This window comes from Parabacteroides sp. Marseille-P3160 (assembly GCF_900162725.1).
GTDB lineage: Bacteria > Bacteroidota > Bacteroidia > Bacteroidales > Tannerellaceae > Marseille-P3160.
This window is the reverse complement of the sequence record NZ_LT799418.1, coordinates 2366385-2382281: the sequence shown is the minus strand read 5'-3', so window position 1 is coordinate 2382281 and position 15897 is coordinate 2366385. Positions and strand designations below refer to the sequence as shown.

Sequence of the window (15897 nt, the reverse complement as noted above, 5' to 3'; positions counted from 1 at the left end):
GATATATGAAACATGAGAACCAAACGCTGATCGATCTTGCCAAAGCGCGTACGGCGGCTGTTTCCGCCAACAGTATCGACGAAAAAATTGTGGCTGAAAATAAGCTGTCTTCCGCGCTTGCCGGACTTCGCGTCACGCTGGAAGCCTATCCGGAGCTGAAGGCGAACCAGAACTTCATGCATTTGCAGGAAGAGATCTCCGACGTGGAAAACAAGCTGGCTGCCGTCCGCCGTTTCTTCAATTCGGCTACCAAGGAATATAATAATGCGGTGGAAGTCTTCCCCGCCAACCTAATCGCCGGAATGTTCGGATTCAAACGGGAACCGATGTTCGACGTCGGCGAAAACCAACGCGCCGTCCTGGACAAGGCTCCGGAGGTAAAATTCTAACAGTCATAACCGTTCATGAAATATCTCGGCATTCAGACCCAAATACGGCGGAACAATCAGCGTTCCGCCCTGTTACTCATTCTTTTCCCGGTTTTATTGGTTGCGCTGAGCTGGCTTTTCTTTTTCCTGCTGGAACTGCTGGTCGCCTCCAATTCGGAACGGCCGGATCAGGGCGTGAACATCGACGGGGTCAACTATCTGTTCCTGAATGCCCTGCCCTTTGTCGTCCTGGCTTGCGGACTATGGTTCGTCATTGCCTATTTCTCCCATACCTCGATGATCAATAAGGCGACTTCCGCCCATTCGCTGAGCCGGAAAGAGAATATGCGGGTGTATAACCTAGTGGAAAACCTCTGCATGTCGCAGGGGATGACGATGCCGAAAATAAACGTGATCGAGGATGACTCGCTGAACGCCTTCGCCAGCGGAATCAACGAAAAAACCTATACGGTCACACTCTCGCGCGGAATCATCAACAAACTGAATGACGAGGAATTGGAAGGAGTAATCGCCCACGAACTTACCCATATCCGGAACCGGGATGTACGGCTGCTGATCGTTTCGATCATCTTTGTCGGCATCTTCGCCTTCCTGACTGAAATGGCGATGCGTTCCGTACGCTACGGAGCCTTGTCCGGAGGCGGGAACAACCGGAACAAAAACAACAATAACATCATTATTATCCTGCTGATCCTCGTATTGGCAGCAATCGGCTATCTGATCAGCATGGTCATGCGGTTCGCCATCTCCCGGAACCGGGAATACATGGCCGACGCCGGAGCGGTGGAGATGACCAAACGCCCGGAGGCGCTGGCTTCGGCGCTACGGAAAATCTCCGGGGATCCTCGCATCGAGGCGGTAACCCGCGAGGACGTCGCCCAGCTGTTCATCGAAAATGCATTGGATAAAAAGCCATCCTTTTTCGGCAAACTATTTGCCACCCCCCCGCCGATCGAAGAGCGGATCCGGGTATTGGAAGCCTTCTGACCGTCAGGCCCGCTCGCTGAGCTCCAGCCAACGCATTGTCTGGGCGTCAATCAGGTCGATCAGTTCGGCTATCCGTTTCGACTTTTCCAACAAATCGCCGGGTGAAAGTGCGCCGCTGCTCATCTTTTCTTCGATATGCGCCTTTTCCTCCTCCAAAAGAGGGATGGAGGCATCCAGGGCATCCAGTTCGCGGCGTTCGTTGAAAGTCAGCTTCTTCACTTCATTCACCGGACGGTTGTTCGGTTTGGCCGGAGTCGCCTTGGTAACCGTCGCGGCTTCTTCTTCTTTCTTCAGGCGTTCCTGTTCCCCTTTGAATTCGCGGTAATCCGTATAATTCCCGGGAAAATCCTTAATGACCGCATTCCCTTCGAATACAAGGATATGATCGACAACCTTGTCCATAAAATAACGGTCGTGCGACACGACGATCACACAGCCCTTAAAACTCTGCAGGTATTCCTCCAGCACATTCAAGGTCACAATATCGAGATCATTGGTCGGTTCGTCGAGCACCAGGAAGTTGGGATTCCGCATCAGCACCGTGCATAGATAGAGTCTGCGCTTCTCGCCCCCGCTCAGTTTGTAGACATAGCTGTGCTGCTTTTCGGGAGGGAAGAGGAAATAGTTCAGGAATTGGGAAACGCCGAGCGTCTTCCCGTCCCCGAGGGTGATGTATTCGGCAATGTCCTGCACGACGTCGATGACCTTCATTTGTTCGTCGAATTGCAGGCCTTCCTGGCTATAATATCCGAAGTTGACCGTTTCGCCGATATCGAAATGCCCCCGGTCGGGCGCCACCTCTCCCATCAGCATCTTAATAAAGGTGGATTTTCCGGTTCCGTTGTTTCCGACAATACCGAGCTTCTCATAACGGGAGAACACATAATTGAAATCCGAAACGAGCCTTAAATCGCCGTAACTCTTACTGACATGCATCGCTTCGAATATTTTCGAACCGATATAGGAAGCTTTGACATTCAGGTTTACATTACCGGCGTCCTGCGCCTGCCGGGCTTTTTTCTGAAGGTCGTAGAAGGCATCGATCCGGTATTTGGCCTTCGTGCCCCGCGCCTGCGGCTGGCGGCGCATCCAGTCCAGTTCGGTACGCAAGAGGTTTTTGGCCCGGTCGGTCTCCGCATTGCTTGCCTCTACCCGCTCCTGCCGTTTCTCCAGGTAATATGCGTAATTGCCGTCATAGCGGTAAATCCGCTGATTGTCTATTTCCAGTATTTTATTGCAGACGCGATCGAGGAAGTAACGGTCGTGCGTCACCATCAGGAGGCTGATGGTGGAACGGCTTAAGTATTCTTCCAGCCATTCGATCATATCCAGGTCGAGGTGGTTAGTCGGTTCGTCGAGGATGATCAGCTCCGGTTCCGTAATGAGGACATTAGCCAGGGCGACCCGCTTCAACTGCCCTCCGGAGAGCTGGTCGATCCGTTGGTCATAGTTTGTTATCTTTAATTGGGAAAGGATCTGTTTGGCTTTCCGCTCGTAATCCCAAGCCTTCCCATTGTCCATCCGCATAAGGATCTCCTCCAGGCCGGAGGTATCGCCCGAAGCCATGGCAGCTTCATAGTCCGCAATCAGGAGGATGGTTTCGTTCGGGGAATAAAAACAGGCCTGCAGGACGGTTAAAGAGCCGGGATAGTAAGGAGTCTGCTCCAGGTAGCCGACACGCAGGTCATTCCGGAAAACGACCGAACCGCTGTCATAATCCTCCTTTCCGCCGATAATATTGAGCAATGTAGTCTTTCCGGCTCCGTTCTTTGCAATCAACCCGATCTTCTCACCCTGCGCAATCCCGAAAGTAATCTCCTCAAATAACAGTAAGTCGCCAAAACTCTTTGTCAACTTATCAACCTGCAAAAAACTTATCATCTTCTTTTCATTCTTTATCCTTAGTGCAGACAAAGATAATAAAACTAACCGGAGGAAAGATTTCTTCTTACCCTGCATAAATATTATTTATCCGAAGTTATTTGTTCCGGTCGGAGAAATCTTACATATTTGTAAAATAGAAACTAATACGGACACAAAGAGATGGATTGTACGAATTGTTATTGTTATAATATACAAAGTCCCCGGAAGGAGGATGAATATCGTTCTTGCCTGAAAAAGACGGGAGAAGAGATATTGAATTTATTTGAGGAGCTGGAAGTGCCGGATAAGGAGCAGGCGGCCCTACTCAGAGTGGCAAACCAAGGTTTTTGCTGGCAAAAGCTGAAGGATCTGCTGCAGCTCATCCGGTTCAGGAACCAGGATAGGCAACCCGAACCTACCTTGAAAATGTAAGAGAAGCCTTCGGCGGAAGAACGGATTCTTTCCCGGATATTATGCACGGTACACCACAATAAAAAAGAGGACATTATCCATGTCCTCTTTTTTGCTTCTTCAATGAAGGATAAGAATCAATACCTCCTTGAGCTATAGCCGCCGCGACGATCGTTACCGCCGCCACGGTTTCCACCGAAACTGCGGTTATCTCTGTTCTCTCTCGGTTTTGCAATGTTCACGGTGATTACTTTGCCGTCATATTCAGCTCCGTTCAACTCGCTAATTGCTTTATTTGCTTCGGCATCATTCGGCATTTCTACAAAACCGAATCCTCTGGATTTTCCAGATTCTCTGTCCAAAATTACTTTAGAGGAAGAAACCTCTCCGTACTCTGCAAACGCATCTTTTAAGTCAGCGTCATTTACGCCCTCGCTCAAATTTGAAATGTAAATGTTCATTATAAAAAAATAATTGATTAATAATCAGATGAGGGATTACTGCATACGTGCAGACTTTACTTAATTTTTCAAATTAAAGGACAAGAATGTGTCTGTAATAAAATCTCAAATGTTGAGGCAAATGTAAGACAAAAAACGGACAAACAACGATTCTTTGCTTTACAATAAAAAGCGGCTCCACTTTTTTATGATTTTTTAACCCAGTCAATAACCTGCCGTAAATTGTTTCCTCGAAAACTTCTTGTTTTCCAGTTCGTCCACGATTACGACGGCCAGGTCTTCAACGGATAAAGTGGAAGTCCCGTCTTTTCCGATCACCGGCGTGTCCTTTCCGAGGCGGTACTTGCCGGTCCGTCCGGTCGTAACCTCCGGGTTCATTTGTATGGCGGGAGAGAAGAAGGTCCAGTCAAGGTAAGTCTCCCTTTTCAATGCTTCAAAATAATCCCTCGCAGCCGTAGCGCCCGGTTTTATTTCTTTTGGGAAATCATCCGAATCGACAAGCTGCTTTCCTCCTTCTACATAGAGGCTGCCGGCTCCGCCAATCACAATAAAACGTTTGATATTGGCCCCCTTAACAGCTTGCTGTATGGACTCGTATCCTTTCAGGAAGTCCTCATAAATATTCGGATTCCCCCATCCGGGGTTATAAGCGCTGATAACCGCCTTGCAATCTTTCAAGGCCCGGGCCAATTCCTCCGTATTTAACACATCGACGCTGACGGATGTAAGATTAGGCGATTTTACGTCGATCTTATCAATATTCCGGGCAATAGCCGTCACCTGGTATTTTTTTCTGCTTAGTAATTCTTTTAAAATGTGTGAACCTACAAATCCGGTAGCTCCAATCAATGCGATTTTCATGTTGATTTTTCTTTTTTTATTGATTAAACACTCTTATTTCCTTTATCTATACGACATTGTGAAGTCATTTGTAATTCTCTTTTACCACACCTCCTTTTCATTTTTGATAAAATGAATAAAACTTTGGATGATAAGCAAATAATTTAGCAGATATTAGCAAATCTTACTATCTTTTGGAACAAGGTGCCATGAAGTATAAACCATATATTCCGTTCCTCGCTCATCATTCCTCGTTCATAGTTCCTCGAACGGGATATAATGTGTATTTTTGCAGGCAAATTGAAAACTGAATCGTGTTGGCAAGAAAAAGAAAACCGTTACCTCTGTTGGAAGGAGTAACTATTACGGATGTAGGCGCCGAGGGGAAGGCGATCGCAAAAATAGATGAATTGGTCGTTTTCATCCCCTTTGTGGCTCCGGGCGACGTAGTCGATCTTCAGATCACCCGCAAAAAGAAGAATTATGCCGAAGGTAAGGCTGTCCGCATCCGGTCTTATTCCTCCCTTCGCGCCGAACCGTTCTGCGAACATTTCGGCGTCTGCGGAGGATGCAAATGGCAACATCTCCCCTACGAAGAGCAGCTGAAGTTCAAACAAAAGCAGGTAATCGACAACCTGACGCGAATCGGAAAAGTCCCTTTGGGGGAACAATATCCGATTATCGGTTCCGAAAAAACAACCTTTTACCGGAACAAACTGGAATTTACCTTTTCGAACAAACGCTGGCTGACGGAAGAAGAGAAGGATACGGATGGCGGCGGCCGACAGATGAACGGCGCCGGGTTCCATATCCCGGGCATGTTCGACAAAGTGCTTGATATTCACAAATGCTGGCTGCAAAGCGATCTTTCCAATCAGATCCGGTTGTGCGTCAAAGAATATTGCCTCACACATGAAGGCTATCCGTTTTTCGATCTCAGGAACCAGGAGGGATTTATCCGTACGCTGGTGGTGCGCACTTCCTCGACCGGAGAACTGATGATTATCGTCGTCTTTTTCCATGAAGACACAGCGCGCCGTGAGGCCCTGTTGTCGCACGTGGCCGGACGTTTCCCGGAAATCACATCCCTGATGTATGTCATCAATGAGAAATGCAACGACACGATTACAGATCAGGAAATACGGCTTTTCAAAGGAAAAGACCATATCATCGAGGAGATGGAAGGGTTGAAATTCAAGGTCGGACCGAAATCGTTTTACCAAACCAATAGCGAACAGGCTTACCGCCTTTACCAGGTAACCCGTGAATTTGCCGGGTTAAGCGGCGGGGAAACAGTCTACGACTTGTATACCGGCACGGGGACTATCGCCAATTTCGTTTCCCGCCGGGCCAAGAAGGTCATCGGGATCGAATATGTTCCGGAAGCCATTGAAGACGCCAAAATCAATGCCTCGCTCAACGGGTTGGCAAATACCGAATTCTTTGCCGGCGACATGAAAGACTTGTTGACCGAAGAATTTATCCGCCACCACGGCCGGCCGGACGTAATCATCACAGATCCTCCCCGCGCCGGTATGCATGACGATGTGATCGGAACCATCCTCTTTGCCGAACCGGAGCGGATCGTGTACGTAAGTTGCAATCCGGCGACGCAAGCGCGGGATCTGCAATTATTAGACCGGAAATACGCCGTAAGGAAAGTGCAGCCGGTCGATATGTTTCCCCATACGCAACATGTGGAAAATGTAGTCTTACTCGAAAAAAAAGCGTAAGCGATGAAGAAAGCCGCCACCTCCCTACTCTTTCCGCTTCTACTTTTTCTGGGATGCACTCCCCAGAAGCAGCAGGAACAAGTAGACCTGCCGCAGATAAAGTCGAAAGGAGAAATTACGGCGGTTACTTTGTACAGTTCCACCTCCTACTTCCAATACAAGGCCGAACCGATGGGATACGAGTATGACCTGATCCGGGACTTTGCCGAATCGCAAGGCCTGAAACTGAATATCAAGGTGGCGGAAAACAGCATTCGCCTGGTGGAAATGCTTCAAAACGGAGAGGCGGACGTGGTAGCCTACCCGATCCAGATCGAAAATAAACTGAAGGAAAAGGCGCTTTACTGCGGGCTGGAAAGGCAATCTACGCAAGTCATCGTCCAACGGGCCGACCGGGGGGACACGATCCTGACGGACGTGACCCAGTTGATCGGCAAGGAAATTTATGTCAAAGGCCATACCAAGCAATATGACCGGCTGCTCAACCTGAACGTCGAATTAGGCGGAGGATTGCTCATAAAAGACATTGAAAAAGACACGGTTACGACGGAAGACCTGATCGAGATGGTATCCAAGGGTGAAATCCCTTATACGGTCAGCGACGACGATATCGCCCGCTTGAACAAGACTTATTACTGGAATATCAACGTCGATTTACAGATCTCCTTCTTCCAGCGCTCTTCCTGGATTGTCCGGAAAAGCAGCCCCGAACTGGCGAAAGCGATTAATGCCTGGGCCTCCGACCAGACCCACCGCAAGCGGTCCGACACAGCCAGCAAACGCTATTTTGAAATGAGCAAACGCGCACTGGAATATTCTACGCCGGAAATACGAAACGGAAAGATATCCGCCTATGATTCTTCCTTCAGAAAGCACGCCCATTCCTTGGGATGGAAATGGCAGTTGCTGGCCTCCATAGCCTATCAGGAATCGCATTTCAACCCCCAGGCCACTTCATGGGCCGGAGCGCAGGGGATCATGGGGATCATGCCGCGGACGGCGCGTGCTTTGGGCGCCTCCCCGGGCGATCTGAACGAAGCAGATGCCAGTATCCGTCTCGGCGTGGAATGCCTGCGCCGCTTCCGTAACGGCTTCAAAAATGTAACTCATCCCGAAGAAAAGATAAAATTCACCCTTGCATCCTACAATGCCGGTATCGGGCATATCTACGACGCCCAGCAACTGGCGCGGAAATATGGCCGGAATCCTTATCTGTGGGAGGATGTTTCCGAATATGTGCGGTTAAAAAACGATCCGGTCTATTACAACGATCCGGTTTGCAAACACGGATACCTGCGCGGTTCCGAAACAGTCAGCTATGTGAAGGAAGTGATGGCCCGCTTCCGGTATTACCGGAAGCAAGTACCACACTGATTCCTATTCAAACACATAGACCTCCGAAGGAGTCGTCCGTTTCAGCGCGACCAGATTCACGTCTTTGCCCACGCGGATTCCTTCCTGGAAAAGGCGTATGTCGATTGTCTTGAAGGCAAGTTCGGGATGATTGTTTTCCCGGCTCAAATGACAAAGCCAGATATCCTTCAGCTCCGGAGTATAATGGGTAGCCAGGAACTCGGCCGCTTCACGGTTACTCAGATGGCCGGTCGGGCTGGAGACCCTCTCTTTAAGGAAAACAGGATAACTGCCGAACCGAAGCATCTCTTCATCATAGTTCGATTCGATGATCAGGTGGTTCGCCAGGCAAAGGTAATGGCTGACCGTATCCGTAATATGCCCCACATCGGTAGCAATAGTAAAACGGTGAGGCCCGTATTCGATGTAATAGCCCACGTTATCGCTGCTGTCGTGGGGAACTTCAAAAGGGGTGATATGAAAATCGCGTATCATAAACGGAACTTCTTTTTCGATTATTCTACGCGACCCATACAATGTTTCTTCTACATACCGGCTCTTCTCTATCCCCTTATGTACTTTTTCGGTTGCATATACGGGGATATTCCATTTCTCCCCCAGGCAACCTACGGTTTTAATGTGGTCGGCATGGTCATGCGTAATTAATACGCTAACGATCTTTTCAAAAGGAATATCTCTGTCTCTCAGTATTTTCCTGATTGAACGGATTCCTATGCCGGCATCAATGAGAATGCCATAATCGGGAGTTCCCAGATAATAGCAGTTTCCGCTGCTTCCACTTGCTAAACTTAGAAATCTTAGTATCATATTTATATTACTTGCATCATTCTCTTTGAACCGTTTCCTTAGCGATTACTGCCAAAGCCCGGCAATGTTACCTCGCCGATCAAGGAACAGTTCATATGTTCTTTCACCTCTTCCGGCGACAAATTGTGCCCGAAAAGAAACATCAGCTTGGCTACGGCCGATTCGGTCGTACTATCGAAGCCGCTGACAACTCCCACGTCCAACAACTTATGCCCGGTCTCATACCGGTGCATTTCCACCACGCCGGCGCTGCACTGGGTGACGTTCACGATCACCAATCCCCGGCCGACCGCCTCCTTCAGCATGTTGATAAACCAATCGCATGAAGGAGCGTTTCCGCTACCGAAGGTTTCCATCACCACTCCCTTCAAGTTCGGGATCGTCAGAATGCTTTCGACGACATTAGGGGAAATACCGGGAAATAATTTGAGGATTGCGATATTCCGGTCTAATAAATAGTGGGCCTTCAAAGGCTTGCGCGATGCGGGACGGTAAATCTGAGCCGTATCGTATTTTATATAAATCCCGGCCTTTGCCAGCGAGGGATAGTTGTATGAACGAAAAGCATTGAAATTATCCGCATTGATCTTACTCGTCCGGTTGCCGCGGAATAATTCGTTTTCAAAGAAGATGCAGACCTCCGGCACAACCGGCAGCCCGTTTTCTTTGGCGGCGGCAATCTCGATCGCCGTAATCAGGTTTTCCTTACCGTCAGTCCGGATCATGCCGATAGGAAGTTGGGAACCAGTCAGAATAACCGGTTTACTCAGATTCTCCAGCATAAAACTGAGTGCGGAAGCGGTGAACGACATTGTATCCGTTCCATGGAGAATGACAAAGCCGTCATATTTCTGATAATTATCCGCAATGATCCGGGTAATCTTCATCCATGAATCGGGTCCCATATCGGAAGAGTCCAGTGGAGGATCGAACTGAAGGCTGGATACCGAATATCCCAACCGTTTTAATTCCGGCACATGATTCATTAAATGCTGAAAATTGAAAGCTTCGAGCATTCCAGTTTCCGTATTCTCAATCATACCGATTGTTCCACCGGTATATATTAACAATATGGAAGCTTTTTGTTTGTTGTTGTCCATCTCTTTTTCGCCCAAATTCTTTGCAAAGTTACTAATTATTCTTCACCCTTCAGTACCGGAACGCTGATATGATAACGAACAGCGAGTACGCGTGTGACGAAAACACTGAGAGCCGCAATAAACTGTGTCATCGGGAGTGAAACCGAAAAATGGAGGCAGACAATGTAAACAATGCCCCCCAGGACGCAAGCCAATGCATAGATATCCTTCCGGAAAAGCAGCGGAATCTCATTGATCAGGATATCCCGAATCATCCCGCCGAAAGAGCCTGTAATCGTTCCCATCACGATTGCCACCCACATCGGAAAGCCATAGTCCAGGGTTTTGGCTATGCCTACGACCACAAAAAGCCCCAATCCGATGGCATCAAAGATAAAGACTGTATTGGTAATCCGGATTACATACTTCCGGAAAATAATCACAAAGAGCAGCGCCAGCCCGGAAACGACCAAGTAAGAAATGTGTTCCATCCAGAAAGGCGTTGAATTGAGCAGTATGTCGCGAATCGTTCCCCCTCCCACTGCCGTTACCAGTCCGACCACGTAAGCGCCAAACCAATCAAATTGTTTGGCCGAAGCCAGCCGGATGCCGCTTATGGCAAAGGCGAAGGTTCCGGTATAGTCGCAAAGTGTAATAAAATCTATCATTATGTTTTTTCCCGCAAAAATACGTATTAGTTTTCATTGCCGGATGAAAAAACGCTTCCGGCTTCAGGTTTTACAATGATTCGTTAGTGCATTTAACGGATATTTATTATGTTTGCGTTAAGTTATGACGAACAAATTAGTACAAGCAATGAACAGAGCCTTTTTTGCAGCCTTGATTTTGCTCTTTACCTTGCCGGGTGTCAGTCAGGCCCAAAATCTCCCATTGCCAAAAGAAAAATCCCATATTTATTTGGCCGACAGCATCCAGCTATCGGTTAAAAGGCCGTGGAAAGCGGCTGCCGAAATACTGGGTATCAATCTCTCCGTCTGGGGATTCAATCATTTCATCATGAATGAAAACTTTGCCAAGATCAATATCCATACGATAAAAAATAATCTGAAAACATTCCCGGTGTGGGATACCGATAAATTTTCAACGAACCTGGTAGCGCATCCCTATCACGGTTCGCTCTATTTTAATGCGGCGCGCAGTAATAACATGAATTTCTGGCAATCCATTCCTTTTACCTTTGGAGGCAGCATGATGTGGGAGTTCTTTATGGAGAACGAACGCCCTTCCATGAACGACTTGCTGGCGACGACTTTCGGAGGTACGGAGTTGGGAGAAATTACATATCGCCTTTCCGATCTGTTTATAGACAACCGTACGAGCGGCTCCGAACGGATCAAAAGGGAAATACTGATCGGCCTCATTTCCCCCATCCGGGCATTGAACCGGTTGATGTCGGGCGAAGCCTGGAGATACAGTCCGTCCGTCGGGCGCTCCTTCAGCAACGTGCCTGTTTCTCTCCAGGTGGCTGTCGGCCCGCGTTTCCTGGCGGAACAGGAGAATTCGAAGCAGGGCGAGCTGAGTGGCAACCTTTCCTTTTGGTTGAATTACGGAGATCCGTTCGATGACGATTCATATTCTCCTTACGAGTGGTTTCGCATCCAGGCCGGCTTCGACCTTTTCTCGAGCCAGACGAAGATCAGCGAAGTGAATGCCGTCGCCGCTCTTTGGGGGAAAAACGTATGGAACAGCGGGACACGCGCGCTGACATTAGGCGTGTTCCAACATTTCAATTATTACGATTCACAAATCAAGACGAAAGAAGGGAAACTGGTAGCTCCCTATAAGATTTCGGAAGCGGCAGCCATCGGCGGAGGTTTGCTATACAACCGGAAAGCCCAGCCGGATGACCGTATCGATATTTATGCCGCCTATTACCTGACCGGAATCGCCCTGGGAGCCAGTACCAGTGATTACTTCATGGTGGATGAGCGGGATTATAACCTGGGCAGCGGATATAGCGCCAAGGCGTTCACCGGACTTCTGTATAAGAAGCAATGGGGACTGATGCTGAACCTGGAAAACTATCATATCTTCACATGGAAAGGATACGACCCGAACCTGGATCTATCCACCGTAGACTTTAACAAACTGAATACCCAGGGGGATGCGGGTAATGCACGGTTAGCCATCTTTACGACACAACTGATATACTACTCGCCTAAAACCTGGCAGATCAGCCTATCGAACCGTTACTTTTCCAGAAGGACGCATTACAAATACCATGAAGATATCGATTACTCGACCTCTGACATCAGGCTGAGCTTCGGCGTGCACATTTAATTCTTCCGCTCCAGTTCCTGCAGGCTTTCCATTTTCTTCCGTTGCAGGAATTCATAGATTCCTTCCAGATGCTCGGTCACTTTCTTATTTCCGAATTCGTACACTTTGGTTACCAGCCCGTCCAGGAAGTCACGGTCATGGGAAACGACCAGCAGCGTACCATCGAAGTCCTTCAATGCCGCCTTCAGAATATCCTTGGTCTTCAAGTCCAGATGGTTGGTCGGCTCGTCGAGAATCAAAAGGTTAACCGGTTCCAACAGGAGCTTCAGCATTGCCAGGCGGGTACGCTCTCCACCGGAAAGCACCTTCACCTTCTTTGCCGATTGTTCCCCTCCGAACATAAAGGCGCCCAGCATATCCTTGATCCGGTTCCGAATGTCTCCCTTCGCCACGTCGTCGATCGTTTGGAAGACCGTCAGGTTTTCATCCAGCAAGGAGGCTTGGTTCTGCGCAAAATAACCGATCATCACATTATGGCCGAGCGTCACCGTCCCCTCGTGCCCGATCTCTTTCATAATACATTTCACCAAAGTGGATTTTCCCTCGCCGTTCTTGCCGACAAAGGCAATCTTATCCCCGCGCTCGACCGTCAGGTTGGCATTCCTGAAAACCGTATGGTCGCCGTATTTCTTCGTGACATCCTCCGCGATTACCGGATAAGAGCCGGAACGGGGCGAAGGCGGAAACTTCAGCCGGAGGGCGGAATTATCTTCTTCATCCACCTCCACGAGTTCCAACTTCTCCAACATCTTTACGCGGCTCTGCACCTGCAGGGTCTTGGAATACGTGCCTTTAAAGCGCTCGATGAACTCGCGTGTTTCGGCAATCATCTTTTGTTGTTCGTCAAACGCCCTCTGTTGTTGCTCCCGGCGTTCCTTGCGTAATTGCAGGTAACTGCTGTAATTCACCTTATAATCATAGATCCGCCCCATCGTCACTTCGATCGTTCGGGTGGTGATATGATCGACAAAGGTGCGGTCATGGCTGATCACCACCACGGTCTGGCCGGTATCGATCAAGAAATCCTCCAGCCACTGGATCGACTCGATATCCAGATGGTTCGTCGGTTCGTCGAGCAACAGAACATCCGGTTTCTTCAACAACAGCTTCGCCAATTCGATTCGCATGCGCCATCCGCCGCTAAAGCTGCCGGTCTGTTTCGAAAAATCCTCCCGTGAGAAGCCCAAGCCCAAGAGCGTCTTCTCCACGTCGGCGTCATAGTTGATCTCTTCTATGGAATAGAACTTTTCGCTGAGTGCGGAGACCCGTTCGATCAGTGCATAGTAGTCCTCCGAATCATAATCCGTCCGCGTTTCCAGCTCTTTATTGATTGCGTTGATTTCGGCTTCCATTTCATGCAAATGGGCAAAAGCCTGCGAAGCCTCCTCGAAGACGGTGCGTCCGTCCTCTGTCATCAGATGTTGCGGCAAATACTCTATTATGGTGTCTTTAGGCGCCGAGACTTTTCCGCGCGTCGGTTCCCGCACACCAGCAAGGATCTTCAATAAGGTAGACTTACCCGCCCCGTTCTTTCCCATCAGGGCAATCCGGTCCTTTTCATTAATCACAAAAGAAATATCGGAAAAGAGGGCTGTCCCGCCAAATTCCACTGTTAGTCCGTCTATCGAAATCATCTGTCCTGTTTGAAATGAGCCGCAAAAATAGAGAAAAGATTTGGGAATTCATCCGTTGTTTTCCCAAATGAGTTTGCACTGGCATAAAAGGGCCTGATTCTACCTCAATTTAATAATCGGGATGAAACTTTCCGCCAAGAGAAGCAAAATGCTCAAAAAATATCCTGTATATTTGTCTAAAAGAGCAAAGCACAAGATGAGTCAAAAATATCCCTCGGTATTATTGGAAAATGCAGTAAATGAACTTTCTTCCCTGCCCGGGATAGGGCGTAAGACCGCCCTTCGGCTGGCGCTGTACATGCTTCGGCGGGATCCGGGGTATACGGAACAATTTGCCGCCTCGCTGGTGGCGCTCCGCAGGGACGTGAAGTATTGCCGTGAATGCCATAACATTTGCGACAGCGATCTGTGCCCGATCTGCTCCGATCCGGGACGCGACCACAGCCTGGTCTGTGTCGTCGAGAATATCCGGGAAGTTATGGCGATCGAGAATACGGCGCAATTCAAGGGCGTCTATCATGTCCTCGGGGGAATTATCTCACCCATCGACGGCATCGGGCCGGGCGAACTTCAGATCGAAAGCTTGGTACAACGGGTGGCCGCCGGTGGCATCAGCGAAGTGATCCTCGCATTGAGCACGACCATGGAAGGCGATACGACCAATTTCTTCATTTACCGTAAACTTTCCCCCTTCAATGTAAAAATCTCCGTCCTGGCCCGGGGCGTGGCGATCGGAGACGAAATCGAATATGCCGACGAGATCACTCTCGGACGCTCTATCATAAACCGTGTCAGCTTTAATGATTCCATCAAAAACAACCTTTGACAAGAATGCTTATGTATGAAAAAAAATTATCCGTCATCATTGTAAATTATAATGTAAAGTACTTTCTGGAACAATGCCTTTACTCCGTCCGGGCCGCTTCGCAGGGATTGGACGTGGAGATATTCGTCGTGGACAACCATTCGACGGACGGCTCCGTCGAGTATCTCCGCCCCCTTTTTCCGGAGGTTCTTTTTATCGAAAACGAGGAGAATCCCGGTTTTGCCAAAGCTAACAACCAAGCGATATGCCAATGCAAGGGGGAATACGTACTACTGCTGAATCCCGACACGGTTATCGGGGAAGAAAGCCTCCGTACACTCTGCTATTTCATGGATGAACACCCGAAAGCCGGAGCTGTGGGCGTTATGATGCTGAACGGTTGTGGGGTTTTCCTTCCTGAAAGCAAGCGGAGCTTTCCTACTCCATGGATCGCCTTCTGCAAACTCTCCGGGTTATCCAAGCTCTATCCGAATTCCAAACGTTTTGCGCAGTACAGCCTGCCTTATCTCAACAAAAATAAGCAGCACAAGGTGGAAGTCCTTGCGGGAGCGTTCATGTTGGTCCGCCATGAGGCGCTGGATAAGGTCGGTTTGCTGGACGAAGCCTTCTTCATGTACGGCGAAGATATCGATTTGTCTTACCGTATCATAAAGGGCGGATACAAAAACTATTATATTCCTGAACGGATCCTGCACTACAAGGGGGAAAGTACGAAACACGGAAACTATAAGTATATAAAAGCCTTTTACGAGGCGATGCTGATTTTCTATAAAAAATATCATCCGAAATCGGGCGTCGGAATGATGATCCTTATCCGGACAGCTTTGGCATTGAAAGGGATTTCCTCCTTTCTATTCGGACGGAAAGGAGTAAAGACAAAGCCGGTACGCGTCAAGCATCGCCGGCTGTTGATCCTTTGCGAAGAGGCTCATTTCGAAAAGATACAGACAGAAGGCCTCCGACTAATGCCTGAGCTGGAATTTATCAACTTATGGAATCTGGATGAAGAACGGGCTATGGACGCCATCAACCGGCGAATGCAGATGAAGGGATTTACAGATATCGCTTTTTGCTATCCGGATGTCTCTTTTGAGCGCATGCTACTGTTTATGGACAGCTTTCCGAACAAAAAGACAAATTTCCACATTTATAATAATCACAACGACCGGTGGGTGTCGGCCGGTAAATAAAG

Annotated in this window: 15 protein-coding genes; 8 read left to right on the top strand and 7 right to left on the bottom strand. The window is 48.7% G+C overall.

Annotated features, from left to right (window positions below; all coding sequences use genetic code 11):
- Together BQ8014_RS09530 and BQ8014_RS09525 are read left to right on the top strand one after the other, a co-directional pair.
- Positions 1–389: LemA family protein (locus BQ8014_RS09530; RefSeq protein WP_139785162.1), on the top strand; the 389-nt coding region annotated here is incomplete at its 5' end.
- Between the two features lie 15 nt (positions 390–404).
- Positions 405–1376 (top strand): M48 family metallopeptidase, encoded by a 972-nt coding sequence (locus BQ8014_RS09525; RefSeq protein ID WP_080904131.1) that lies wholly within the window; start codon positions 405–407, stop codon positions 1374–1376.
- 3 nt (positions 1377–1379) lie between these two features.
- On the opposite strand, the gene BQ8014_RS09520 is transcribed toward BQ8014_RS09525, so the two are convergent.
- A complete protein-coding gene (locus tag BQ8014_RS09520; protein ID WP_080904130.1) occupies positions 1380–3257 on the bottom strand; it encodes an ABC-F family ATP-binding cassette domain-containing protein in 1878 nt (625 codons plus the stop codon).
- Positions 3258–3419: 162 nt separating this feature from the next.
- Here BQ8014_RS09520 and BQ8014_RS09515 point away from each other — a divergent pair, with 162 nt between their 5' ends.
- On the top strand, positions 3420–3671 hold the full coding sequence (locus tag BQ8014_RS09515; RefSeq protein WP_080904129.1) for a hypothetical protein: 252 nt from the start codon (positions 3420–3422) through the stop codon (positions 3669–3671).
- A gap of 116 nt (positions 3672–3787) precedes the next feature.
- On the opposite strand, the gene BQ8014_RS09510 is transcribed toward BQ8014_RS09515, so the two are convergent.
- Together BQ8014_RS09510 and BQ8014_RS09505 are read right to left on the bottom strand one after the other, a co-directional pair.
- Positions 3788–4111 carry an RNA recognition motif domain-containing protein gene (locus BQ8014_RS09510; RefSeq protein WP_080904128.1) on the bottom strand — a complete coding sequence of 108 codons (324 nt, stop codon included), beginning with the start codon at positions 4109–4111 and terminating at the stop codon, positions 3788–3790.
- 204 nt (positions 4112–4315) lie between these two features.
- Positions 4316–4972, bottom strand: a complete 657-nt coding sequence (locus BQ8014_RS09505; protein ID WP_080904127.1) for an NAD(P)-dependent oxidoreductase — start codon at positions 4970–4972, stop codon at positions 4316–4318.
- Between the two features lie 296 nt (positions 4973–5268).
- On the opposite strand from BQ8014_RS09505, the gene rlmD reads away from it, so the two are divergent.
- Entirely contained in the window at positions 5269–6684 is a 1416-nt protein-coding gene (rlmD, locus tag BQ8014_RS09500) for a 23S rRNA (uracil(1939)-C(5))-methyltransferase RlmD (RefSeq protein WP_080905906.1), read from the top strand.
- Positions 6685–6687: 3 nt separating this feature from the next.
- Positions 6688–8058, top strand: coding sequence for an MltF family protein (locus tag BQ8014_RS09495; RefSeq protein ID WP_080904126.1), 1371 nt, complete (start codon positions 6688–6690; stop codon positions 8056–8058).
- Between the two features lie 3 nt (positions 8059–8061).
- On the opposite strand, the gene BQ8014_RS09490 is transcribed toward BQ8014_RS09495, so the two are convergent.
- Genes BQ8014_RS09490 through BQ8014_RS09480 form a run of 3 tightly spaced genes read right to left on the bottom strand, consistent with a single transcriptional unit; the run spans position 8062 to position 10612 of the window.
- Positions 8062–8865: an MBL fold metallo-hydrolase gene (locus BQ8014_RS09490; RefSeq protein WP_080904125.1), complete on the bottom strand. Its 804-nt coding sequence runs from the start codon at positions 8863–8865 to the stop codon at positions 8062–8064.
- Positions 8866–8903: 38 nt separating this feature from the next.
- Positions 8904–9965 (bottom strand): asparaginase, encoded by a 1062-nt coding sequence (locus BQ8014_RS09485; protein WP_080905905.1) that lies wholly within the window; start codon positions 9963–9965, stop codon positions 8904–8906.
- A 35-nt stretch (positions 9966–10000) separates the two neighbouring features.
- Positions 10001–10612: a trimeric intracellular cation channel family protein gene (locus BQ8014_RS09480; RefSeq protein ID WP_080904124.1), complete on the bottom strand. Its 612-nt coding sequence runs from the start codon at positions 10610–10612 to the stop codon at positions 10001–10003.
- Positions 10613–10760: 148 nt separating this feature from the next.
- Between BQ8014_RS09480 and BQ8014_RS09475 the strand changes: the two genes are divergently transcribed.
- Positions 10761–12245 carry a DUF3943 domain-containing protein gene (locus BQ8014_RS09475; RefSeq protein ID WP_080905904.1) on the top strand — a complete coding sequence of 495 codons (1485 nt, stop codon included), beginning with the start codon at positions 10761–10763 and terminating at the stop codon, positions 12243–12245.
- On the opposite strand, the gene BQ8014_RS09470 is transcribed toward BQ8014_RS09475, so the two are convergent.
- Positions 12242–13879 (bottom strand): ABC-F family ATP-binding cassette domain-containing protein, encoded by a 1638-nt coding sequence (locus tag BQ8014_RS09470; protein ID WP_080904123.1) that lies wholly within the window; start codon positions 13877–13879, stop codon positions 12242–12244. The two genes, BQ8014_RS09475 and BQ8014_RS09470, sit on opposite strands and share 4 nt — an antisense overlap.
- A gap of 196 nt (positions 13880–14075) precedes the next feature.
- On the opposite strand from BQ8014_RS09470, the gene recR reads away from it, so the two are divergent.
- Positions 14076–14705 (top strand): recombination mediator RecR, encoded by a 630-nt coding sequence (recR, locus tag BQ8014_RS09465; protein WP_080904122.1) that lies wholly within the window; start codon positions 14076–14078, stop codon positions 14703–14705.
- A gap of 5 nt (positions 14706–14710) precedes the next feature.
- Complete coding sequence (locus BQ8014_RS09460) at positions 14711–15895, top strand: glycosyltransferase family 2 protein (RefSeq protein ID WP_080904121.1); 1185 nt, start codon at positions 14711–14713, stop codon at positions 15893–15895.
- Positions 15896–15897: the final 2 nt, after the last annotated feature.

What these genes read in the sequence shown, in the direction of transcription:
- BQ8014_RS09525 (WP_080904131.1), top strand. Translation starts at nt 405, where the DNA reads ATGAAATATCTCGGCATTCAGACCCAAATACGGCGGAACAATCAGCGT.
- BQ8014_RS09520 (WP_080904130.1), bottom strand. Translation starts at nt 3,257, where the DNA reads ATGATAAGTTTTTTGCAGGTTGATAAGTTGACAAAGAGTTTTGGCGAC.
- BQ8014_RS09515 (WP_080904129.1), top strand. Translation starts at nt 3,420, where the DNA reads ATGGATTGTACGAATTGTTATTGTTATAATATACAAAGTCCCCGGAAG.
- BQ8014_RS09510 (WP_080904128.1), bottom strand. Translation starts at nt 4,111, where the DNA reads ATGAACATTTACATTTCAAATTTGAGCGAGGGCGTAAATGACGCTGAC.
- BQ8014_RS09505 (WP_080904127.1), bottom strand. Translation starts at nt 4,972, where the DNA reads ATGAAAATCGCATTGATTGGAGCTACCGGATTTGTAGGTTCACACATT.
- BQ8014_RS09495 (WP_080904126.1), top strand. Translation starts at nt 6,688, where the DNA reads ATGAAGAAAGCCGCCACCTCCCTACTCTTTCCGCTTCTACTTTTTCTG.
- BQ8014_RS09490 (WP_080904125.1), bottom strand. Translation starts at nt 8,865, where the DNA reads ATGATACTAAGATTTCTAAGTTTAGCAAGTGGAAGCAGCGGAAACTGC.
- BQ8014_RS09485 (WP_080905905.1), bottom strand. Translation starts at nt 9,965, where the DNA reads ATGGACAACAACAAACAAAAAGCTTCCATATTGTTAATATATACCGGT.
- BQ8014_RS09480 (WP_080904124.1), bottom strand. Translation starts at nt 10,612, where the DNA reads ATGATAGATTTTATTACACTTTGCGACTATACCGGAACCTTCGCCTTT.
- BQ8014_RS09475 (WP_080905904.1), top strand. Translation starts at nt 10,761, where the DNA reads ATGAACAGAGCCTTTTTTGCAGCCTTGATTTTGCTCTTTACCTTGCCG.
- BQ8014_RS09470 (WP_080904123.1), bottom strand. Translation starts at nt 13,879, where the DNA reads ATGATTTCGATAGACGGACTAACAGTGGAATTTGGCGGGACAGCCCTC.
- recR (WP_080904122.1), top strand. Translation starts at nt 14,076, where the DNA reads ATGAGTCAAAAATATCCCTCGGTATTATTGGAAAATGCAGTAAATGAA.
- BQ8014_RS09460 (WP_080904121.1), top strand. Translation starts at nt 14,711, where the DNA reads ATGCTTATGTATGAAAAAAAATTATCCGTCATCATTGTAAATTATAAT.